Below are 23844 nucleotides of genomic sequence, written 5' to 3'. Positions count from 1 at the left end.
CCGTAGCATTAGCAAAGTCCGTTAAATAATGTCACATCTTAGCGCGTCAGCAGCGCTTGTGATATGCACTCTATATCGCTGTTATAATATATATTGAAATCACTAGACTCAAACTCAATCCCAATGTTTTTAGCGAATTCATCTAAACCGCTACTTGTAGCCAAACACTGTTTTACCGTCTCAAGCGTGTGCACAGCGAACCAGTTGAAAAATATCGGTGCTGCGCCCACTCTCACGCAATTTGACTGAGGCGGTTCAGTCGCCAAATATATGTGATCACCAATGTGTTTGGGAATGCAGTCAATAAACTTATGACCAAGGGCGTCGTTGCTTACGCTTACTCGCTCTTTAATTGCCCTATCGAACCACCGGCCAAACACACTGCCAGCCTCATTTTTGGAGATAAAATTAGATAGCTTCTCCCACCAATCATGCTTTGGGACGATGCTGTCGGTGGCAATTATAAGCGGTGTATTAGGCTCAATTGCGTTTGCCAATTGATTGAGGCATTCATCGTAGGTACCGCCGTGGATGATCACTTCATCCTTATTGCCTTCATTGCCCAGATGAGCAACTGTAGATGAACTGACTGCACAATCGCTGCCCGTCGAACATAAATAAAGCCGTGTCTGCGGCTGACACAAACAGGCATGTTTGACTCTATTTAATGCGTCTGATGAATCGTAGAAAATAGCGATTTGAATCACTTTACACTCCTTAAAAGCTTCGCCAAATTGTCTTCATAGGGCTCTACGGAGGTAATTTGATTATCTGCAAAACCGAAACAATATTTGGTTAGCAATGCGGGTACAAAGTGCGGCGGGCGATCTTTGGTGTATTTTAAAATAAGCTCCCAATCCACCAGCCTTTTCATCTGTTCGTTAAAGCCGCCCAGGCGCTGATACAAAGCGCGGGTATGGCTAAACACGTTGAGGTCGATAAAGTTACGATTTTCTAGATATGCGCGATTAAACGGCACTAGGCGAACGTTGGTGCGAAAACTCAAGTCGTTGTACCTGTCGGTGTACCAAATTTCCTGACCCGCATAAACGCTTTCTAAACTCGGGAATTGGACATACTGCGAAACCACTATTTTGAGGTAATCTTGATGCCATTCATTGTCGGTATCAAGGTAAGTAATAATTTCCCCGCTGGCGGCCTTAAGCCCGCGGTTTCTTGCAGCCGATACTCCACTGTTTTTTGGCAATTGGATAAGCTTAACATCAAGCTTGTTAGTGTTGTGAAAGTCGACGGCCTTTCTCACCCTCTCTACAGTATCATCAGTGCTGCCGTCATCCACAATCAGAAGTTCAAAGTGTTGATAGCTCTGAGCAAATATCGATGCAAGTGCGCGCTCTATTTCGTACCGTCTATTGTAAGCAGGCATAATCACCGAAACCAAACACTGCTTTTGTGCTAAAACAGCTTCGCTTTGTGCAAGCAAATTCTCTTTAAGCTCAGAAATCTCATGCTGGAGCTTTTTGCTTTTTTCGAAAGCCCCATAAGGGGTCACTGTCTGATAAAAAGACGCCTTCAGAAAATCTGGTAAGTTGGTATTTTTACTGCAAAACCCTCTTTTTGTGTGAAATATCATCATCTTGGTAAACAAACTCTCTTGACGACCACGAACCTTTATCTCACATGCAAGGGGTTTTTTTTGAATATACTGTGGCGGTACTTGAAAGGTAAAACCGCATGAACCATTGTTCTCGCTCGAATTCGCTAAATCTTCTCGGTAGCGATTAGCAATAGTGATGGCGCACTCTTCGCCATTTACAAACAAAGCAAGCTCTAATGCTATTTCGGGATTGCGCTTATCGAATGCCCACCCCATTACTTTGCCGTCTTTGTAACCATCCACATAGGCCTTAATTTGATTTGGCATAAACTCAAGGTCGGCGTAAAAATCCTGGAGCTTTGGCATCGCGGAGTAAAATGACGGGAGTTTGGTCAAGGGTTTGAGTGTGTGTGCGTCAAGCACTTCAAGCTTTTCAGATGAGAAAGCTTGGTCAATATAGATATCAAACCCGCTTAGTTCATTGTGCCCCAGCGCTTTTAAATCCGCTCTGACCACGTTACAGGCTTCATTTGAGACGAGCTTATGGTTATTCAAAATTAAAAGCTGTGTGGATTCGCTTTTGCGAATGGGGTCATTCACCGCCCAACCCACTATTCTACTTTGCGTACGCCCCTCGAGAAAACCTGTGCTTTGTTGCGCGTCGCTTTGCGCGTATCGTTGTATTTGACCTAAAAAATCCACAGGCCCTGTCACTTCATCCCTGCCATGATCAAAAGCAAGTTTACAAATTGCTGTGAAACAGGCCGTAAAATCAGGCGCTCGCTGTTCTAAGACCTCAATCCATGGTTTAACAAAGGTATCGGTATACTTTTGTTCGGTATTACTGATGTTATATGCAAACTTTTTGGCAAAAATCAATGCATTACGCAATAAGTAGTAAGTGTAAGCAAGCGAGGGAATACCGCCGCTTTGCGTACTCTTGTGGTGGATAATGGATATTGATGCATCGACAAACACCTGAGCACCCCGCTCCCTCATAGAGCTAACCCAGTCGGTCTCCTCAAAATACAAAAAATAGTCTTCGGGTATAAAACCGAATTTGTCTATTATTGACTCGCCAAAAAATAGGGCACAACCGTTGAGAGAATCAGATGGATGCAAACCTGTTGGAACAAGATCTGCGGGCTCTCCATCAAGCACATGTTCAATATCGAGCGTATTGTCTGTGTTTTTAATCTCACTTTTGAAAAAAGAAACTGTATTGTCGTTTCGTAAAATCAAAGGCGACATAATGCAATTAGGTGACTCTTGCAGTTGTTTTACAATGCTTGCAAAAATGTCTTGTGGCACTTCAACGTCAGGGTTGAGAATGCCAAAATTTGAAAACCCAATACTTTTCGCATAGGCGATTAGTGCATTATTACCCGCGGCATAGCCGAGATTCACCTGGCTTTTCAGTAAGCAATCAATGCCGTCGAGCATGCATAATTGTGCGTACTCACTGCTGTCATTTGAGTTGTCTAACACCAATAGTTTTACATTGGGGTTATTTAGTAACCTAATAGACTGGCTCAGTGCTTTAAGCTCGTAACTGGAAAAGTAATTGACAACACACAGCGCTAAATCCCCTTCGTTTGCATTGCTTGCTTGACGGCTGCACGCTAGTTCGACGCTATTGTCAGCATAGTTTACCGTTAACGTGTTACCCGTTTTACCTACCAATCGATGACATAAATCGAGTAAGTCTTTGCTTGGCTTAATCCATGATTGAGTCTTTGAGAATGCTCGTGCCTGCTCGCCTAAGGCAATAAAATCATTTTTATCTATTTGACGAATTTGATTAAGCACCTGTGCTAAATCCGAGGCGTCATCGCGATTAAAGGAAAATACAAAAGGATGAGCAAACCAGCCAGATAGCGCTGGGAGCTTCGGCAACACGATGGGTCTTCCAAACGAGAGGGCTAAAAATATGCTGCCTGAGGTAAGTATTTCGTCATAAGGTAAAACAATGATATCTGAAGCGCTAAAATAAATTTGTAGCTCGTCGTCAGGAATAAACTCCTCATACACTTGTATGTGCTTAAACGGAGTTGTCTTTTGCAGCACCGAGCCAACTGAGTAAGGCCAAACGGGTTTGCCCGCAATTAATGCGCTTACATTGTCACAATGCATAAAGTGATAGGACGCATCTAACAGGGTATCAATGCCCTTGTATGGTCTCAGTTGACCAATAAAGCTATACACAAAATTATCGTTGGCGATGCCAAGGCGGGTTCGAGCCTCGGTGAGCGAAATGTCGTCTGCGTAGCACGATGAGTAACTTCCGTGCGCGATGTATTTAACCTTTTCTTTTCGGATTTGATATTGCTCATTTACCACATCAAACGCGCTTTCATCGTGAAGTAGAATGACATCAACCGCATCGGCGAGTGCTTCGTGAAACTCCAATTCCGCCCTTAAAAACTTGACGTCGTGAGGCAGCTTATTGTGGATGGTCCAAATCACCACCCCGCCCATCAGTTGAAAAGCCTGAAGCTTACTTAAGAACTTTTTGGCCTTTATACGGTGCTCATGTGCACTGGGCATAGCGCCGGTAATCACGTTCTGCCAATGCAGGTGAAAGATAACTTTTATATCAGGCTGGGCGGATAGAGCCCTTATTGCATCGTCAATTTCGCTGGGAAATGCCCCTGAGTCCTCTTTTTGTTCAAATGTCGAATAAAGAAGTCTCTGATAAGGGTTTGTTTGAGTATAGTCTGGAAAATAAAATAACTTCATTGTTGTTTTTGTTTGTGCACACAAAGCGAGTAAAAGAAACTGAAATTCAAGCTACTGCTCTATCCACTGTCGTCCATTTCTTGATGTCTGTCACAGTATCATTTGAGTGCCTTATTATAAAGTGCTTAATCATTAGAACGCGCATTAAATTATGTGCATGTGTGTCGGAATTCTCTGTTGTCGCTTTTAATCGCCAATTTCGCCCTGCAGCACCAAGCTGGTAAGCTTGATTTGTCCTCCACCTTTTTTAGTGGATATTAGCACGCGATGCAGCGCATTTTGGGCTGCAAACATGGCAGGGTTTTCGATAGCAGCGCTTGCCAACCAACACATATGCATCTCTGGATAAAAAAGGGGTTTGTCTTGAATTGCGGCTAAGTCACTTGGGTGATAATTGGGTATCAGCATCGCAAGCGCTTGATTCTCGTCTTTTAGTGTTTGCAACATATGCAGTGCGCCTGTTTCAAAGCCAAGTAGTGAATACCAGCACGCGACTTGTTTAAGCTTATCTAAATGCAGCTTAACAGCACTACATTGCGCAAGACCAATAATATCGTATTGCTTCGATACCTCTTCAATCAATGATGCAAGCAGCTTATGGAACAGACTGGCTGGCGAAAATGAGATCTTGAAGGATTGCTTAGATGCCACTAGCATCTTTTGCAGAACTTCCCTTTCTGCGGGCTCCAGCCTGTCCTCTATGACTATACAATGCAAGGAAATGTTAGGAGCTTGTGATTGAAGCAAATCTAAAAAAACAGTAAAGCTTTCGACGCAACTTATACGAACGATTATGCAAGCATTACATGCTGCAAACTCAGTCTCGGCGCGTTTTGAAGTGTTAACATTAATCTGCTGGAGCTGCGACTGCGCAGTTTCGTTGAATAAGTACTGGTAAGTAGCGGGCGTCCATAGCTTGCGCCAATGCTTGTCAATAAGACACATAAGCGAGTTTGCCGCATTTTCGTTTATGCCAACAAGCCCCTCACTCAACCACTCGATATTATCTTTGGCTAAGAAAGACAGCCGTTGATTAAGAAAATCAAGCGCTTTCCCTCTTTCAGGTGCTTCATCGCCCGCATTTAGAATGTGCTCATAAGACAGCGAATGAGGCAACAAAGCAAAGCGATGCTTTAAGCCTTTTGCGGGGCGCAAAGCGTCTTTTTGCTCACGCATATAACCCACTAACTCCGCCTTTTTATTTGAACGTATCTCGTCGCTTGAGTGAAGAAACTTACCCAAAGTGTTTATGTATTCTTGAGCCTGCGTAAAATGATACTGCGTAATTAAGTCTTTAATGCTGTTAAAAATAGCCTCGCCGACGCTGTCGTCATTGCAAGATGACAATGCCTCTGCACTGCATCGTGATAGCTGTTGAGCAAGCGCTTTTGCATATAAAAACATCTTCTGACTCGCATAAAATGCGAAAAGCCGAGATAAGCACAAGACAATTTGAACGTTTCCCTTGTGATTCTCTGTTTCGGCAAACGCGCACCGTAACGCCTTCATAAAACAGAATTCAACAATATCGATGGAATCATGGCATTTTTCGGCAATCTCGAAATACGCCTTAATTTGGGCGAGCGCATCTGATGATGGCGTATTGAGCAATAGCCAAGCTTCTATCAATCGGTGTTTTGCCAAATGCTCTACTGGCATGTTCGCGTCATCTTGCAGTAACTCAAACAATGCCTGCAAAGACAGATTGTTTAATGCCTCTAGCTTGTCTATTCGCTTGGTGTAATATTCGGGCAAGCTGAAGATGGGTCTTAGTTTAAACGGATTATCACCCTTCAAGTCCCGGTCATGAATCGTCAGCCAATCGTCCTGATGAACAAACTTTTCCCATGTACGAATGTCCCATGGATTTTCTGTACGAGTAGCCGCGTCGCAAAGCATTGCGCGCATTTGAAACACGCTGCACACTAACCAAACGCCTTTGTAATGAGCAACTTTCGCCAGACTGTAATAATACTCTGCCACGTCTGATGATATGGGTAGAGGTTTATTGGCATCTCCTTGTGATACAGAAAATGCCTGAGATTGACCGTCAAGTAGAAAGTCAATGTCACATGAGAGCGCTGAGTAGAACGGTTTTGGCGAAAGTCGAGCGATGGGTAAACGCAGCAAAGCCCCTGTAAACTCAGGCCAAGCAAGATTTGAAAAATCAAAGTTCGCTTGTGCAAAGATATTGTCAGTTTGAACGTTTTTGATTGCTGAAGAAGACGTCCTTGTTTCTGAGTCTCCCTCAAGCATTTTTATGAGACGACAAACCTGACTAAAAAACAAGGGCACAGAGATGTTCATATATGGCGATTTATCTTTAGCTCTTGGCATAGTCTGATTCGGTAAATCTGCCGCACCGTTGAGCGCGCTATAAAGTGAATCGAGTTGTTCTACCAGATCTTCAGATATTCCATTGTGTGCGTAGTCTGGCAAAGTGTTTGTGATAAGCCCTTTTTCCAAGGTTTTTGCATCAAAATGCGAAGCGTTTAAACCAATCTTTGCGGCGAACTTATCAAATACACAGTGCTGGTCTTTAGATGCCAGCAATACAAATTGCTCCTGCGACATCAACACTGCGTTTTCAGAATGCACTTTGTAAAAGTCGAGAATACGCTTGTTGGCACTCAACCACATATCAAAGGCAAGACTTGGCTGTTGCCAAAATGACAGATTCACTTGGCTCTTTTGCATGGGATGTGCAGTGTTTAAGAAATGTCTTGAATGCCGGTTGAGCAAGGAAAAGGAAGCCTCGCGCCAATGCCGATAAATAAAAATATATTTGATCTTGCCTTTTGCAGCTACTTGCCAATCTTTTAAAAAATGCACTGCACGTGGGTCTTTTCCGCCTTTTAGAACGCTCGGAGCAACCTCTTCTCGGTTATTTAAGTAGTTTTGAATGTAGTTTGGAAGCCAAACGGGTTTAATCAGGGGGCTTGAATCGTGGTAGCGCCAGTCAGCACCATTTAACTTATAAATTTTGTCATGTAAGCGCACCATGGGCATATCTTCAACATGACCAAGCGGGTTCGCATAGGTTGCGCCCATCAGATCCATGCCCATATTGATACCGTTTGCTTGCAGCGTTTGCGCAAGTAAAGAGGTGCCGCTACGATGAAAGCCCGTGCACAGATAAAACAAAAACTACCTTCTTGTAACTCGAAATAATTTAGAAGGTGTGAAGTCTACTAAAATCTCCTAGCTTTGACACTGAAGATTAAGGTTGCCCGTTTAATTTGCGCGTCCTAATACTAGTAATAAGCGTTATAAGCGTTAAATGTTTTCATTACTTGTTTTTGTCTTTCATCGACTTACGTAAATCGCCAAGCATTTGAGACAGTTTTATTTTGGTGCGTACATTGCACAGTACGGAATCAAGGTGATCAAGGCCGCATTCTTCAAGTTGCTCTATCAAATAATAAAATTCGGTTTTAAAGGTCTTCACGTAGTTCAATGAAGGTGCCTGACCAAAGGTATCATCGGCTTCAAGAATAAAGTACTCAGCCACACGGCTAATGCTGTAGCAGAATAGAATATCGCGTTTTTCTTCCTCACTTATATCACAAGCTTCCCAATCATCTAAAAGAGGTTGGTAACCTAATCCAATTCCCTCGTGAAGCTCTTTTGGCAGTTGTAAATGCTCAGCAAACACTCCCCCAACAACGGCCGAGTTAGCATTCTGTGAGCTCTGCATACCCTTTATACGTTGGTGCAGAGGCATATTTCCTAAATAAAAATTAGCGACTTGCGGATCTAAGGACAATAGTGTGATGTCCCCTAGGTAACTAAGCAAGCAGCGAGTAGAGAGCTCAGACGGATTTTCGAGGTTGGCTTCGCGAGCGATAAATAGTGCCATCGCGCTTGCAAAGAAGCTTGTTTGCCATATTTTTTCATAGGCCAAGCGTTGCTTATCGGTGTTAAATTCGAAGCTTTGAGATATCGCAAATTGAGTGGCTAAGTTCTTAACTTGTGCAATGCCGAGATAAATCACCGCGTGATTGATGTCTGTAATGGCCTTTTTCAGACCAAAAAAGGGAGAGTTCGCCATGTTCAAAACCATCGCAACGAGCTCTGGATCACTTTTTACAATGCGTATGAGCTCCTGAGCATCAGTAATACTTTTACTCAGCGACATCAATAAAGGATGGGGTTTTCGTAGACTTTGAAAATCTTGCTGAGCATTATCCTGACTGCGAAACTCAGCATAGCTAAGTAGCTTAAGCTCAGCCAATTCTTCAGGCGCTTCTGGCTTATCCATTGGCTGCTGGGCTGGCTGTGGGTTGGCAGGGCCGGTAGGCATCGAAGCCTTTACAATCTCGTCGGGTGACTGAGGCTCTTTGTAAATAGAACCTTGCCTTTTTTGTCTAACTTTAAGCAGTGTATTGGAATAGTCTTTTTTCTGCCCAGAGGCTTTCATTCGCCATAACAGCAAGCCCACCATCAAAACGATGGCGATGGGTATGAGTATGCTAGTAGTTTCCATTTGCTGTTTTTCTACCTTAATAATTCACTGCTGGGCCAGTTAAATGCGTTATAGCATAAGCATTTGCTCGTAAAGGTATTGCAAGCAATACTCGAATGCTTTAGGCGCGCGTTAAAGACATTTGATAGTAGGATATCGGCAGAAGTAGCGCTTTCTAAACTGGTCATTGAAAAAAAGCTGTAAATTACATTAAGATGGTGAACCAGTAACTATCGATAGGGAAGTTTGGAGGGTGAACCACGCCATCAAACAGCGTTAAATGCCCCGTCAGCTGAACCGGAAAGTTCAGCGATGCGTAGCCGATGTGTTTGCTCCATATGATGGATAACAAGGCTATCTTCTGGGTCAATCATCAGGGCACCGTGAAAACATTTCATGGCGTTCTTCCAGTCTTTTTGTTTGCGATACTCAACGCCTTGCTGGATCATGGAGCCGGTTTTATAGCGAGATAGTTGAATGTCTTTAGGTAAGTGATTTAACACTTCATATATTTCTAAAGGCTCCTGTCGCCCTTTCACCCTCACAAAGTCGACAAAACGGTATGCAATTTCTGGCTTAGACTCTTTTGAGAGCTCATCCAGTAGCTGACCGCTCACGATAATATCAGCGTCATAACGAGGCGCCAGTGATTCAAGACGGTACGAGATATTGACACTATCTCCAATAACGGTGGTATCCATTCTATCATCACAGCCAACTGTACCAATAATTACGGGGCCAAAATGCACACCAACGCCTATTTCTATGGGCGGGTAATCAACACTGCTTCGCTGCTGATTGTACATTGCAAGCGCCGCATGTAAATCGATTGCTGCACGCACTGCATCCAGAGACTTATCAGAGTTATTGCCGCCAGGATGGTCGAAAAGCGCCATAATCGCATCACCAATAAACTTATCGATAAAGCCGTTATTTTGATGGATGGCGTCATTCATTCGCAAAAAGTAGGAATTGAGAAATTTCATCAGCTCATGTGGCTGCATTTGCTCTGACAAGCCTGTAAAACCCCGAATATCACAGAACAAAATAGCCACTTCATCTGCCGCGGCCTTGCCAAGTTCAATGGAGCCTGCATCCTGACCTTTAATGTGATCAACAAACTGCTTGGGAACAAACTTTTGAAAGGTTTTAATCAGCCTTTGCGCTTCGTCGGCTTTATCGACAAATCGTCTATCGGGAGAATCCTGAGGGGACTCTTTCGGCGCTTCTCGTTTTGCGGGCTCTTCATGCAAATAAGGCAAATTACCCAGCATATTTCTTGAAAGATGCTTTAAGCGCGCTCGAAGTCGCATAATCACATAGCCCATCACCGCAACGACGATACAAAGCAGTATTAGCAGAACGATGGTGAGTTGTGCAAAGGACATGAAATTTATTTACTTCCGATTAATACTCGTAAAACGCGCAAGTATTTGAATTGCGCGAAATATCTATGGTGCCTACAGTCAGGCACCATAGATTAAGTCAAACACGCGAGCGCTACAATCAAAAGTGTAAATATATTCGCAATATTGCGTTAATCCATACTAAAAGGTAGTGCGCACTCCCAGCATGACTGAACGACCAGGCAGTGGCGCAAGGTCCTTAAGGAATGAAGTATGCACTCGCGCCTCTTCATTAGTTAAGTTTCGCCCCTTAGCATAAAGCTCTAAATTGAGTCCTTGCACAGTTGTGAAGTATGAAACATTCGCATCTACCATCGTATAAGATTCGGTATCGGTCTCAAAAGTAGCAAGGTCATCTTGTTCAAAGACATGCATGACCTGAGCATCTATGTACCAATTCTGGCTATTGAACTCAGCGCCAAAAGTAAGGCGAGCAGGCGGCGTGCGTGGTAGATTTTCGCGTCCATCTGCACCGTCAACACGTGCGCGAATAATATCACCTTGGGTGATCAGCTTAAGATACTGAGTCGCCTGCCAGTTCACTTGGAACTCTGCACCATATAGATCAGCGTCTGCGTTTGTATAAGCAAAAACAGGTAGCTCTTCGCCGTGCTCATCGTCATGACCCTCTCCATGATCATCATCATGGCCGTGGTCGTCATCATGCTCAGAATCGTGATCGTCGTGCTCGTGATCATCATGCTCGTCATCATCGTGAGAGTGCTCAAATTCAGCAAACAAACCCGTTTCGGCGAGGAAGTAATAATCATCCACTTGATTGTAGAAAACGTTTACGACAAAACCAAAATCACCCGCAAACTTTCTCAGCGAGATATCGAAGTTGCTCGACGTTTCCATTTCAAAATCGATGTCGTTAAGCTCGACGTGATCCTCATCAATGTTGTACAAAGTACCCACTTCAAAGGTGCGTGTAGCAATGTGAGAGCCAAAACTAAACAGTTCAGCACTTGATGGCGCGCGCTGGGCATACACATATGACACGCCAAGGTTGTACCCTTCGGCGAAATCCCAAACTGCACCAGCAGACAAACTGACAGGTGCAAAGTCTACACTGATAGCGTCAAGAGCCATCAGGTCATCGTGTTCATGGTCCTCGTCATGGGCATCATCGTGCTCGTCACCCTGATCATCATCATGATCATCACCGTCATGTTCATCATGACCGTGCAGCTCTAAGTCGGGCGCAAATGGATTTGATACGTCTATTTCGACATGCTCTACTCTTGCGCCTAATTGCACGAGCACGTCACCAAAGTGCTTTTCTTCAATGAGCCCTAAACCGAAAATGCGCGTGTCTGAGGCGGGTGTAAATGCCTCTTCGCCCAAGGCAGAAAAGTCGCTCAGTTTAGTGTGAAGGCTTAACCCACCGCGCCACCCGCCAATGGGTTGATGCAGCACTTCAATGCGTGTTTCAAAGGTATCATTTGAAAACCGAGTTCCGGGTTCACCGTTTTCAATTTCAGCGTGGGTGTAATCGGTATACGCCATGCCAAAATTAATCGCACTTAAAAGATCGGTGTCTACATTGAGCTGACCGCCCAACTGATAGCGATTCTGATTCAGGTCCGCTCGCACGTCCTCTTCTTCTTCATCGTGCTCGTGCATTTCATCGTGGTCATCGTCGCCGTGTTCGTCATCATGTTCATCTTCGTGTCCGCCATGAGAGTGCCCAGGTATCCCGTATAAAGATGACAAATGTTCTACTGAAAAGCCTATGTGCCCTTGATCAAACACGTAACTTGAACCAAGCGTGAAACCTTGAGTGCGATATTGCGAGTTTTCCACAATACCCTCGGCTCCTATTTCATCGTCATGTTCGTCTCCGTGATCATCATGGCCTTCGTCGTGATCTTCGTCGTGATCATCATGCGCATGCTCATTTTCTGCAAAACCGGGAATGCGGTAGTCGTCAGCGTCTCGGTAAAAGCCTTGAAAGTTAAATGCGAAATCGCCAATGCTGCTTTTTGCAAAACCGGATACTGCTTCTTCTGAGTTTACGGAATTGCGCGACAGCGCCAGTTCACCCTCGGTATCTAAATCGCTTGGAATGCGATTATCAACGACATTCACCACCCCGCCAATCGCACCACTGCCGTAAAAAAGTGTTGCGGGACCTCGTAAGACTTCAATTTGTTGGGCTGAAGAGGTTTCAGTTGCAACCATGTGGTCTGGGCCCACGCGTGAAGCATCTGATGCATCTAAACCGTTTTGGGTAATCAAGACTCGCGGACCATCAAGGCCACGAATAATGGGGCTACTGACCACGCCACCGTAAGATGTGCTGTGAATGCCCACTTCGTTTCTAAGGGTATCGCCCAGGGTAGGGGCTTGTTTGTGGTCAAGATTTTCACCGGCTAACACGTTAATCGGAGAGGCAGATTCAATGTTCGAGGCGTGAAACGCGCTTGCAGTTACGTCTAGTACTTCGATGCTTGAACTAAGCACTTTGATTTCAAGCTGACTGACACCTTGCTCATCCACCTGCACGGGCGTACTGGCATGTACAAAGTCAGTAGACGCTACGTGAAGCTCTCGTAAGCCGAGTTTCACGTTGTCAAAACGGAAGCTGCCGTCTAGGTTGATATCGACACGTTTGTTTGTGCCCATAATTTGTACTTCGCCAGAAGTGACAGGATTCCCCATTTCGTCAAGTACTTTTCCGCTGATGGTATTGGCATATGAATGTGACGAAATAAGAAGTAGTGCGGTTGCAATTGCAGTTCGTTTGGTTTTAAGCATCGTGTTGTTATAATATTACATCTTAAATATGGCGCAATAATATAACAAAACAAAATCAGATCAAGATAGAACGCCATGTTTTTTTAATTCGCTAGGGATTTAAACTCCTACCAACACAATGACATATTCAAAAGGCGCTATTTGAATAGGGCTGCTGGTCACGTAGGACTCAACATCAGTGTCGCTTGAACGCCACAGCGTCACTTTGGTCGATGTCATGAATCCAAATGGTAGAGGCATCTGGTGAATATCAAAGGAATGATTAAATGCAATATAAGCTCTAGCCTTGTTCAAACGCATGCTATAAGCAATCAACTTATTTTGTGAGTCGGCGGCATATACCTCAATAGCCGCGTCTTTAAGTACAGGGTACTTTTGTATGAGCTTAAGTAAAGACTGCATATGCTCTTCCAGCGCACCGCTTGATGCGATGTCATTGAGAGGCGGCCGTGAAAGAACAGCTTGCCCCATGCTTATTGCCATATGCCCAGCCAACATCTCAAAGCGTTTGAGCAAACGCTCTGAGGCAGCATAATTTGTGGCTGCTTGCTGAGCACCTGAGCCTAGACGTGCGAGTGCTTCAAGGTTTTCCGTTATTAGCGTTGTGGCTTTTTGCGTTAAGTCTTGCGCAGTATTAGGCAACGGAGGTTGACTACTTATACCCTTCGATAAATCTTGAAGCTGCTGTGCATAATCCTGAGCGTCAAGATCATCAGTCAAAAAGTAAAGGCTTGAGAGCCAAACCCACTGCGGATAAACGGTTTTGAGTATTTGCTCTCGCTCATGTTTATTGCTTTGCTTTTGCTCCGAGCAAGCATTTAACAGCAGAAAAACGAAAAGCAGCAAGTACAGAGGCTTTTTCATTTCATTGCACCTGCTACCGCAAGCAATAAGACCTTAAAGCTCTTTTTCGGCAAATTCCGCTAAGCGACTTCTTACCACACCATCTAAACTAATGGTTGCGCTGCCCGAAAAGTTCTTAAACTTCTCAACGATATAGGTGAGCCCTGAACTTAAAGCATTCAAATAATTACTGTCTATTTGAGAAAGATTACCCGCGCAAATTAGCTTCGTTCCTTCACCGCAGCGAGTGATGATGGTTTTAAGCTGTGACGCAGTTAAATTTTGCGACTCATCCAAAATGACAATGGCATTTTGTAAACTGCGCCCGCGCATGAAGTTCACTGACTTAAACTGAATATTTGCCTTTTCCATAATGTAGCTCAGTGAGCCTTTGGTGTTTTCATCGTTTTTGTGCAGTGCCTCTAAAGAGTCAGTAATCGCCGCTAGCCAAGGCGCCATTTTTTCTTCCTCAGTGCCGGGTAAAAAACCAATGGATTCTGCAATTTCGGGAGTAGAACGCGTTACGATAATCTTATCGTACATATTCTTTTCAACTACCATCTCAAGGGCAGCTGCCAGCGCTAACAGCGTTTTACCTGAGCCTGCAGGGCCCGTTAGCACCACCAAGTCAATGTGCGGGTCGAGCAGGGTATACATTGCCATCGCTTGACCGATATTCTTCGGCGTAATGCCCCAAGCCCGACGAGACATCAGTCGCTCATAGCCTAGGTCTAAAACATCGAGTGTGTCTTCGTCAATCGCTTCAATAATGCCCGCAAAGGTGTGCGAGTCGTCCACCAAAAATTCATTAATGTAGGGCTCTGGTACAATCGATTTATCCACCTTGTGAAGTGTGTCGCGCCCTTCTGTCACGCTTTCTACACTTTTCACGCGTGACCAAAACTCTCCTTCAAACTCGTGATAGCCCTTGGTTAAGTACTTGATATCAGTGATCAGTTGGTCGGTTCGATAGTCTTGTACTTTTGACATCCCTGCGCCCTTGGCCTTAAGGCGCATATTAATATCTTTTGTGACAAGCACAACTTCGCGTGGCGCGTGTTCATTTTGCAAGTGTAGCGCCGCGTTAATTATTCGGTTGTCATTCTCATTACTGGTAAATACCTGCTGTGTTTCATTCATGGATAAGTCGGCAAATATCGAAAGACTGCCAGTGGGTGCAGCTTCACCTGCGCCTAATCCAAGCATGCTCACGCCCTCTAGCATCTGCTCAGGTGAGGCGTCGCGTAATAAGTCTTCCATCGCCCTAATTGACACTCTTGCATCGCGCGCTACGTCTTTTTTGCTGTCTTTAATGTAATCAAGCTCTTCAAGAACCGTCATGGGCACTACTACGTCATTTTCTTTGAATGAAGTGAAGGCTAGAGGCTCATGCAGTAAAATGTTGGTGTCGAGCACATACAGTTTTTTTTCCGCTTGGCTTTGAGAAGGTGTATCAGCGATGTGGGATTCTGGCATCCATTACTCCGTAAGATAAGTGAATAGACTGAGAGCAGGTTCGCAAAGCACAATATATTCACCTGCTTTCCTAGGGCCTGTTGATCTTTGCTGTATGAATTTTGTTCGCTCTATGTGCTTACCGATCGAGGCACATGTTCGCAGGTGCAGTTATTCTGCATCAAGAGCATGTAACAAAGAGCGGTGGGCACATAGATTGAACCCTTTGTGGCTCCCACGGCAGTGAGCGCTTGTGCATTATTTATACTGCATCATCGAAGTTTCGTGTATATGACTACACTTCAACTCCGATTCTTTGTCTAAATAACGCACAAACTGCTGCAAAATCATACAGCAAAAATCAACAGGCCCTAGTCAACTATACTCAGTATGGGCAGATAATCACGCGTTTTTTCATAATTTAGTTCGCAGCAATTGTTGGCGGACGATGATGCAACACACGATGTTTGACTATCTTTGCTGACATGTCATATTTAGAGGACTACAATACACAAAAAAGCGCGAACAAACGGATAGAATAATACCTAAATGGCTGAAAAAAGTGATTTTGCAGTAGGACAAAGATGGCTAAGCAATGCCGAAACTAGCCTCGGGCTTGGTGTAGTAATGGCGGTAGACTTTCGCTCGGTAACGGTATTGTTTCCTGCGGTTAATGAAGAGCGAAACTATGCCATTTCGCAAAATGCACTGACCCGATTACAACTAAGTGAAGGCGAGATTGCCCCACATGTTGATGGCTGGCAAATATGCATTGAAAGTGTGTCTGAGCAAGATGGCCTGATTACTTATACTGGCCCTAGAGCTGATAACTCAGAAGTCGATAACATCGTTGAAGTCGCGCTTGATCACGGCGTAAAGCTTAACCAGCCTGAGAAACGCCTGGCTCACGGCCAACTCGACCATCCAAAATGGTTCGATACCCGCCTCGCATGCTGGCAGCATCAGTACGAATTTGCGCACTCAGGTGCCCTTGGACTAGTTGGCGCAAGAGTGGAACTCATACCACATCAAATTCATATTGCCCATGAGGTCGGCTCTCGGTACGCGCCTAGAGTACTGCTTGCGGATGAAGTTGGCCTTGGTAAAACCATTGAAGCAGCACTTATTATTCATCAGCAAGTGCTTAGCGGAAGAGCCGAGCGCATTCTAATTTGCGTGCCTGATAGCCTCGTTCATCAATGGTTAGTGGAGATGCTTCGCAGAGTCGATCTGTCGTTCTCGGTGTTTGACGAAGAACGTTTAGAGGCTGTCAAAGAAAGCGTAGAAGAAAGTGGTGAGAACCCCTTTGAGCAAGAACAACGTGTACTGTGTTCTCAAAGCTTTATTGAACATGCGCAAGTGCTAGAGCTGGCAAGCAAAGTAGAGTGGGATATTTTGGTAGTGGATGAAGCGCATCATCTGCATTGGTCTAAGCAAGCGGCTTCAGAATCCTATCAGGCAATTGAGACCTTAAGTAAGATTGCAAAAGGCGTTTTGTTGCTTACCGCAACGCCCGACCAACTTGGTCATGAAAGCCATTTCGCGCGTTTACGCCTGCTTGACCCCGCACGTTTTCACAATTACGACAGTTTTGTCAAAGAAGAATCTGAATATGCAAAACTCGCTGAAGCGGTTACCCCTCTAATTGAAAGCGCCAACGATGCGGCTTCACAAACGCATGAAGATATTGATTTAGCTGAAATTGAGAAATACGCACCAGGTTTGAATACCGAAAAGTGGGACTTATCGCAAACAGATGATCGCAAAGGCTTGCTTCGAGAATTAATTGATCAACACGGCACCGGCCGGCTATTTTTTAGAAATCGACGCGCCGCTATTCAAGGTTTTCCTCAGCGTATAGTCACCCCCTACCCGCAGCGTATATCGAAAGAATATGAGCTTGCGCTGGACATGCCATCTTCTATATCGGGCAGTAACGTTCAAGACAACGTTTCCCACGCATTACATCCTGAGCGTGCCAGCATGCTAGACGAGACCTGGCCAAGTTTTGACCCAAGAGTTAGTTGGTTATGTGCTTTGCTGGAAAACATGAGTGCGACCGCTAACAAAGACAAAGTCTTGCTGATTTGCGCCTACGCCAGTACCGCACTGCAAATTGCCGAGTATTTACGAAGCAAAACCAGCATTCGTCATACGGTGTTTCATGAAGGCATGAGCATTGTTGAGCGTGACAAAGCGGCGCACTTTTTTGCGACTTCTGAACAGGGTGCGCAAATTATGCTGTGCTCGGAAATTGGCAGTGAAGGCCGTAACTTCCAGTTTTGCCATCATTTGGTATTGTTTGATTTACCGCTCAATCCAGACTTACTTGAACAACGCATAGGACGTTTGGATCGAATTGGGCAAACGCAGGACATCAATGTACACGTCCCTTATTTTGAAAATAACGCACAAGAAGTTTTATACAACATTTATCATTATGGGTTAGGCGCGTTTACAAAAACGTGCCCGGTTGGTTCTCAAGTTTGGGATGAGTTAGGCAGCGAAATTCATAGTGCGCTTGCCTCACCACTTGATAAGGAAAACTGGCAAGACGTCACCGAGCAAGTCGCCAGTACAAGCACCCTGCTAAAGTTACAAATTGAACAAGGTCGCGATCGACTGCTGGAATTAAACGCATCAGGCTCCGATAAAATTGATGATGTGATGGACAACATTGTGCAAGCCGAAAACCCTGTACACATGATGAAGTTTATGACGCGTTTGTTTGACGCGCTGGGCGTTATTCAAGAAGAAAAAGATGACAATAGCTTTGTGATACGGCACGGCGAATCCATGCTCTTCCCCATCCCCGGCGTATCTGATGACGGTCTTGAAATTACCTACAAAAGAAGCACAGCCACACAGCTTGAGCATGTGCGCTACATAACCGGTGACAGCGAACTTGTCACGCATTGCATTGATAGTGTGCTCACCGACGTCGTGGGAAAAAGCAGCATTTGCTTCGTCAATCAAGCCGACTACCCGGTAGGTGCATTTTGGGTTGAAATTGTAGCCGTTTTGAGCCCAAGTGCTAACAAACACTTACAGCTTTATCGCTTCTTGCCGCCCACGCCGGTCCACATTTGTATAGACGCGAAAAACCAGGAGTCATACGCGGAATTTGATGCGATATTTAAGGTAAAACCAAAAATGGCGCAGCAGTTAATAGGTGCTTTGCAAGCGCAAATAACGCAAGGCATTGAGCAAGCAATGCAGTTGGCATCAACACAGCTTGAAACCGTCAAGTCGCAAGCATTGGAGCAAGTCGATGACAATCTCAGCGCCGAGATCGACCGCTTGGTGGAGCTGAAAAAACTCAATCCTGCCATCAGAGAAGAAGAGATTGATTTTATTAGAGCGCAGAAATCACAGCTGCATGCAGCGATAGATGCGTCTGAACCTTATTTAGATAGCGTGCGCATTTTGATCAATAATCGCAAGTAAACATGCAGCGCTATTTATTGTCATTACGGTTTGCACATGGCTTTACTTAACTATCAGCCGCCCACCCGTCCATACTTGCGCTTTGTATATCGTGATGAGGACTTGCTGGTATTAGACAAGCCACATGGCCTATTAAGCGTTCCTGGCAAAGCGCCGGAGCATAAAGACTCATTGCAGTTGCGAGTACAGCGCGTCTTTCCAAGCGCAAGCGTTGTACATAGACTCGACATGGCCACTTCCGGATTGATGCTGTTTGCACTAAATAAGGCCAGTCATCGTCATTTATCAAAGCAGTTTGAGCTGCGTGAGGTCAAAAAGACCTACTACGCATGTATTTATGGCGAACCTGCAAAACAAGGCAAAGTAGACGCACCGCTTATCTGTGATTGGCCCAATCGTCCCAAGCAAATAGTAGATATGAACAACGGTAAGTCAGCACTCACTCATTACAAGCTTATTGAATCAAATAAAAACGCTTGCCTGGTGGAGCTTCAACCTCACACTGGACGCTCACATCAGCTTAGAGTGCATATGCAGCACATTGGCCACCCGATACTGGGTGACAGACTATATGCACACCCAGAGGCGCTTGCTGCATCTAAGCGCTTGCTTTTGCACGCACAAGATATTGCGTTTAGGCATCCAAGCACCGACGCTTCTATGACTTTCACCAGCCCTCATCCATTTGATATCAAAGCGCTAAAGCTTTTATAACCCGAACTCTGGATAAGAGACAGCGCTCAGCACTTTTTATATTCCTGCACTGCCTCTTATCCAGAGTTTGGGTTAATTAAACGTACGGCTCTGTCGATACTATAAATATCTATAGTTTGTTTGCAAGAGACACATGTTGCTTTGAAAACACTGTCATTTCGTTTTTTACAACTTTCTGTTCCTAAGCTTGATCGCAGTGCGCTTGTATTTATGCGACTGCCTCTGTTCGCCTTGCTTATGGCAGGGAGTCTTGCGCTTGTGCAAGCGCAGGAAACTGCACCAGAAGAACTGCGTTCTAATGATGCAAGCGATGCGGAAGCTCAAACAACAAATCAAGAGCGTCTCTTTCGCCTATCTGAACTCAAGGCCTTTGATATAGAGTATGGTGCATTTGAAGATGAATATACATTGCTAGAGATTTTGGTAGATGATGTGCAGTATCAGTTTCCAGTTAAAAAAAGTGCGTCTCATCGCGCATTAAGCTTAGGTACATTATTTTTGGTCGCTGACAGTCGATTTGCCACAAGCAATCTGCATGCGATGAATTCCCTTGCATCGGAACTCAATGGCTGGGGTTGGGACGCGGTGGTGCTATCGGGGCCCGAGTTAGCAGATGTGATAAACGCTGTAGATAAGACGCTTGAAGCACAGGGCAGCCCTGAACCAAACACCCGTTCTGAATCCAACAACCTTGAAGGGGCAGCTTCAAACAACGAGACTCAAGCAAGCACCGGTGATTCCGTAAATAAGTCTTCCACAAACGCAAAAGCAGTGGACTCACCTCAACTGGACTTTAATGCAAAGCACCATCAAAACCAGCTCGATGAAGTATATATGCATGCATATGCCAAGTTTCTTGACCGCTATATTGCGAAGGCAAAAGAACATCTTGAGCATGCTCGCGGCTACAAAGCATTTTACGCTCAGGGTATTGGTGCACAAGCCTTGGTGCACTTGTTATCCGAGAGGGAAGATATTGATACCCAACTAGATAACCCCGATGCGATTGTCCTGAGCAATGCGTTTTGGCCGCATCGAGAAATAAATCAAACCCTTCCAAAGCAAATTGCTAAGTTGCCTATGCCGGTTCTTGACCTTGTCAGTCAGTGGGACAATAAGTGGGCACAACAAACTGAAGATGCGCGCCGTATCAGAAGCATTCAGCAAATAAAAACCTATTATCGGCAGCGACAGCTCTCAGACAGCGTTAATTCGTATATAAGCTATCCTCAGCTAGCAAAAGAAATGCATGGCTATTTTTCCTACCTAGGTTGGTAGCCCAGCACTCGCTTTCGCCCTACAAACGGCACTTTTATTATATTTTTATGACAGCGGGCCACTAATGCCGCGTTTTAATTCATAAGCTTAACAGTTACTTGCAAGTGTTTCGTGCATGTTCCGTGGTTTATTAGCGTTTGCGACTATACTGAGAGTAGACAGTAAACAAAGGCACACATCGTGTTAGTCAAAGAGTTCGTCGACAAAAAGGCCGAGCAATTAGCGTTCTATTTAGAATCGTATTGGCAAGATAAAGTTGCCTTTAAAGAAATGGACCGTTTTATTTGGGATATTTTGGAAGAATGGAGCGCCTTAAAAAATACAGATAAACAGATTTACTCGCAAAAAGAGCGCGTGTTTTGGCATGTCATTTATCAAGTGCAGTTTGTTGGAGGACATAGTCTGCGACACGACTGTAGTATACGAGACCAAGTGCAGCTATACACTCATTACCTAAATGAAGACAGCCCATGCCCGCTCGATGTCATCGGAATGCGCCCATAAGCTAAGATCTAAAAACTCTGCATACTAATTACTGATTACGCCTTTGCCTCAACGGCATCAAATAGCAAAACCTGATTTCGACCACCTTCTTTAGCTTTATAAAGTGCCTGATCTGCCGCTTCAAGCCATTGCAGAGGAGTGTTGTAGACCGCGTTAAATTCCGCTATGCCCGCACTGATGGTAAAGTTAATTTCAGTCTCATCGTGAGTCACAACATAGCGCTCCGATACTTTTCTGATGCGTTCGCCCACTATTTTTGCGGTTTCGGCTGTTGTATCAGGTAACAACACAACGAATTCTTCTCCGCCGTAGCGGCCGCAAATGTCAGTCTCTCGAGTTGCCTTTCGAATTAACATAGCAAGCGACTGAATTACCTTATCCCCCGCTTGATGGCCATGGGTGTCGTTGACTTTTTTAAAGTGGTCAATATCAAGAATGAGCACCGAAATGGGCTTTTTGTTACGAAGGCTTAACTTATACTCTCGCTCAAAGCGTTCTTGCCAGTAGCGCCGATTGTAAAGGCGGGTAAGCCCGTCAACACGGGAAATCACTTTAAGCTCGTCGTTGAGCTTGTCGACCCGCTCTTTACTCATGGCTTGGTCGGTCATGTCGTAAACCAAAACACAAACTTGGTCGACCTCATCTTTTGTGCAATCTTCTGATGCAATGGGAAGGATAGTAATATTCTGGTACATGTTATCGGAGCTTGAGGTAATCGGGCGACTTGTGCCAAATTTGAATAAATACTGACGCTGCTCCCAAATCAGGAACACAGGCGTTCTCATAGAAAACACTGGCTGACACTTATTCGCAAACCATAACTTATCAACTTCCGCGAAGTGTTCAAACAGGCTATTTCCAACTATCTTTTCAGCGTCTACACCGCTGTGATTTTCCATAAACTGGTTAAACTCTTGCACCACAAAGTTTTTGTCGATAACGACTATTCCCACTTCAATGGATGCCATCAGCGCTTGCTGCCAATTAGAATTCGTTACTGTCACGATGCAAGCGCCTTTTGTTGCACTGCATTCATTTGAATCAGCTCTTGAGCCTTTAGCAGTCGCGAGAAGGCGGCATCGATATGCAAGTCAGGAATCACTAATAGAAGCTCAAAATTTATATTTTCGCTAGACACTGAATAGGCTATTTCTACAACAAGCATCTTCTCCCAGCGAGTGGTGGTATTGCTCACAATATCGTCCAGACCACATTGAATACCGAGCAGGATGGGAGTGTTGTGCGTAAATTTTAAGGAAAGCTGGGTAGATAATGCGTTCAAACAAGCACCAATAATAATATTCGATACGTCCATTAAGACTTCGATATCGGCACTCGACGTATTTTGCTTGGCGCCAAGAAGCTGTTGTATTGCTGTGATATTTGTATCATTAAAAATAATCAACGCTTCGCCTTTGATATCTGGACTCACAAAGCCTTTAGATACCGCAGACACGCTCTGATTTGAGTCGATATTGGTCAACATCATCGAAATTTCATTACTGTGGACAATGCTTACATTTGGAATAGGTAAATCGACAAATTTATCTAAGGTTTTCGCCAGGTTTTCGCCTGCTTGCCCCATCGCAACATTTGCGACTTCTCTGAATGCGTCAAGTTTTTCAGATAAGGAGTCGCCTGTAGACACATCAGCGTTATTTGCACGTTTTTCGGAAGAGGATTTACCGTCATAAATGCCATACTTGGACAGTATTGTACTGAGTTTGGCGTTATCTATGGGCTTGCGAATAAAATCGAGCGCACCCAATTCCATCATCCGCTTGTAGGCACCTTCTTGGACATCGCCCGACACCACGATGACCATGGTGGGCAAATCGTCTTTTCGGATCGCCTCCATAGTCCCGTAACCATCTAGCACCGGCATGTTCAAATCAAGGAACATAATATCGCCCTTGCCCGCACGAATTTGCTCCAGCGCTTCTTCTCCATTACTGGCATAAGAAATAGATACATCCCACTCATCCGGCAACGAGCGCGCCATCGCTTTTCGAGCGAATGCGGAATCGTCACAAATCAGAACAGGAAGAGACATAATAAATCCTTTATAAGCGTCAAAGTGTCTCACAAATCAAACGTGGTTACCTAGCATAACCTGATACTTAGTAATGGTATCGTACGCTGGCTCAAAAAGTTTACATATTTATCACCTAAGAGCAAGTTAGAATTATTCGTTTCAAGGGCTTACTTGTTGAAAATCAGCTGGTATGCTTCGTAAGAAAAATGTGAAAACAACCAATTAAGAGTTGTGAATAAAATATGAATGAGCCAGTTGGCAAAAAGGCCAAGCCTTAAGTGAAATGGGCGAACCTTTGAGTAACACGGATGTGTATGCATTTTTAGGGAGCAATGATTTTTTTGAAAAGCGTCGTCAACTTATCGCTACCAGCCATAAGGATTTCGATAAGCAACAAATTGCTAAAATAACCTCAACTCGGGATAAGCGACAGCGCCAAGTAGCGCTAAAAACGCGAATTACTGCGTTGCAAAAGCGAGCAATAGAACGACTATTACGTCACTTTTGCGCCTTGCATTTCACGTTTTTATCACTACTTGGTGATAATTTAATAAATACATAGTTAAAACATGCATTTGCACTATCGCTTATCGCGAGTTGAGGTTAACTATTAACTTGTTTAGGCGAACTTTTACCTATG

The 23844-nt window shown here is 44.5% G+C and carries 14 protein-coding genes; 4 read left to right on the top strand and 10 right to left on the bottom strand.

The window, feature by feature from the left end; all coding sequences use genetic code 11:
* Positions 1-38 precede the first annotated feature (38 nt).
* From PN836_RS16415 to PN836_RS16380, 8 genes are all read right to left on the bottom strand, one after another.
* Positions 39-707, bottom strand: coding sequence for a hypothetical protein (locus PN836_RS16415; RefSeq protein ID WP_395340296.1), 669 nt, complete (start codon positions 705-707; stop codon positions 39-41).
* Entirely contained in the window at positions 704-4297 is a 3594-nt protein-coding gene (locus PN836_RS16410; protein ID WP_395340294.1) for a glycosyltransferase, read from the bottom strand. Before PN836_RS16410 ends, PN836_RS16415 begins: the two co-directional genes overlap by 4 nt.
* 186 nt (positions 4298-4483) lie before the next feature.
* Positions 4484-7441, bottom strand: a complete 2958-nt coding sequence (locus PN836_RS16405) for a hypothetical protein (protein ID WP_395340291.1) — start codon at positions 7439-7441, stop codon at positions 4484-4486.
* Positions 7442-7586: 145 nt separating this feature from the next.
* On the bottom strand, positions 7587-8783 hold the full coding sequence (locus PN836_RS16400) for an HDOD domain-containing protein (protein ID WP_395340289.1): 1197 nt from the start codon (positions 8781-8783) through the stop codon (positions 7587-7589).
* A 245-nt stretch (positions 8784-9028) separates the two neighbouring features.
* On the bottom strand, positions 9029-10150 hold the full coding sequence (locus PN836_RS16395; protein ID WP_395340288.1) for an adenylate/guanylate cyclase domain-containing protein: 1122 nt from the start codon (positions 10148-10150) through the stop codon (positions 9029-9031).
* Positions 10151-10309: 159 nt separating this feature from the next.
* Entirely contained in the window at positions 10310-12928 is a 2619-nt protein-coding gene (locus PN836_RS16390) for a TonB-dependent receptor (protein ID WP_395340285.1), read from the bottom strand.
* 99 nt (positions 12929-13027) lie between these two features.
* A complete protein-coding gene (locus PN836_RS16385) occupies positions 13028-13792 on the bottom strand; it encodes a hypothetical protein (RefSeq protein ID WP_395340283.1) in 765 nt (254 codons plus the stop codon).
* 33 nt (positions 13793-13825) lie between these two features.
* On the bottom strand, positions 13826-15247 hold the full coding sequence (locus PN836_RS16380; RefSeq protein ID WP_395340281.1) for a PhoH family protein: 1422 nt from the start codon (positions 15245-15247) through the stop codon (positions 13826-13828).
* 528 nt (positions 15248-15775) lie between these two features.
* Here PN836_RS16380 and rapA point away from each other — a divergent pair.
* From rapA to PN836_RS16360, 4 genes are all read left to right on the top strand, one after another.
* Positions 15776-18673: an RNA polymerase-associated protein RapA gene (gene rapA / locus PN836_RS16375; RefSeq protein WP_395340278.1), complete on the top strand. Its 2898-nt coding sequence runs from the start codon at positions 15776-15778 to the stop codon at positions 18671-18673.
* 36 nt (positions 18674-18709) lie between these two features.
* Positions 18710-19387 (top strand): RluA family pseudouridine synthase, encoded by a 678-nt coding sequence (locus PN836_RS16370; protein ID WP_395340276.1) that lies wholly within the window; start codon positions 18710-18712, stop codon positions 19385-19387.
* Between the two features lie 141 nt (positions 19388-19528).
* A complete protein-coding gene (locus PN836_RS16365; protein WP_395340274.1) occupies positions 19529-20665 on the top strand; it encodes a DUF3530 family protein in 1137 nt (378 codons plus the stop codon).
* A gap of 180 nt (positions 20666-20845) precedes the next feature.
* Positions 20846-21169 (top strand): hypothetical protein, encoded by a 324-nt coding sequence (locus PN836_RS16360; protein WP_395340271.1) that lies wholly within the window; start codon positions 20846-20848, stop codon positions 21167-21169.
* A 35-nt stretch (positions 21170-21204) separates the two neighbouring features.
* Here PN836_RS16360 and PN836_RS16355 read toward each other — a convergent pair whose 3' ends face one another.
* Entirely contained in the window at positions 21205-22137 is a 933-nt protein-coding gene (locus PN836_RS16355; RefSeq protein ID WP_395345715.1) for a diguanylate cyclase, read from the bottom strand.
* Positions 22138-22169: 32 nt separating this feature from the next.
* Complete coding sequence (locus tag PN836_RS16350; RefSeq protein WP_395340269.1) at positions 22170-23222, bottom strand: response regulator; 1053 nt, start codon at positions 23220-23222, stop codon at positions 22170-22172.
* Positions 23223-23844 lie beyond the last annotated feature (622 nt).

Origin of the sequence: Ningiella algicola, from assembly GCF_028401415.2 — a bacterium.
Classification (GTDB): Bacteria; Pseudomonadota; Gammaproteobacteria; order Enterobacterales; family Alteromonadaceae; genus Glaciecola.
Note: the sequence above shows the minus strand (reverse complement) of the source record. Positions and strands in the feature narration are given on the sequence as shown.

Coding starts and splice junctions, on each gene's coding strand:
- PN836_RS16385 (WP_395340283.1), bottom strand. CDS start 13,792: ATGAAAAAGCCTCTGTACTTGCTGCTTTTCGTTTTTCTGCTGTTAAAT.
- PN836_RS16410 (WP_395340294.1), bottom strand. CDS start 4,297: ATGAAGTTATTTTATTTTCCAGACTATACTCAAACAAACCCTTATCAG.
- PN836_RS16350 (WP_395340269.1), bottom strand. CDS start 23,222: ATGTCTCTTCCTGTTCTGATTTGTGACGATTCCGCATTCGCTCGAAAA.
- PN836_RS16395 (WP_395340288.1), bottom strand. CDS start 10,150: ATGTCCTTTGCACAACTCACCATCGTTCTGCTAATACTGCTTTGTATC.
- PN836_RS16380 (WP_395340281.1), bottom strand. CDS start 15,247: ATGCCAGAATCCCACATCGCTGATACACCTTCTCAAAGCCAAGCGGAA.
- PN836_RS16370 (WP_395340276.1), top strand. CDS start 18,710: ATGGCTTTACTTAACTATCAGCCGCCCACCCGTCCATACTTGCGCTTT.
- PN836_RS16355 (WP_395345715.1), bottom strand. CDS start 22,137: ATGGCATCCATTGAAGTGGGAATAGTCGTTATCGACAAAAACTTTGTG.
- rapA (WP_395340278.1), top strand. CDS start 15,776: ATGGCTGAAAAAAGTGATTTTGCAGTAGGACAAAGATGGCTAAGCAAT.
- PN836_RS16400 (WP_395340289.1), bottom strand. CDS start 8,783: ATGGAAACTACTAGCATACTCATACCCATCGCCATCGTTTTGATGGTG.
- PN836_RS16390 (WP_395340285.1), bottom strand. CDS start 12,928: ATGCTTAAAACCAAACGAACTGCAATTGCAACCGCACTACTTCTTATT.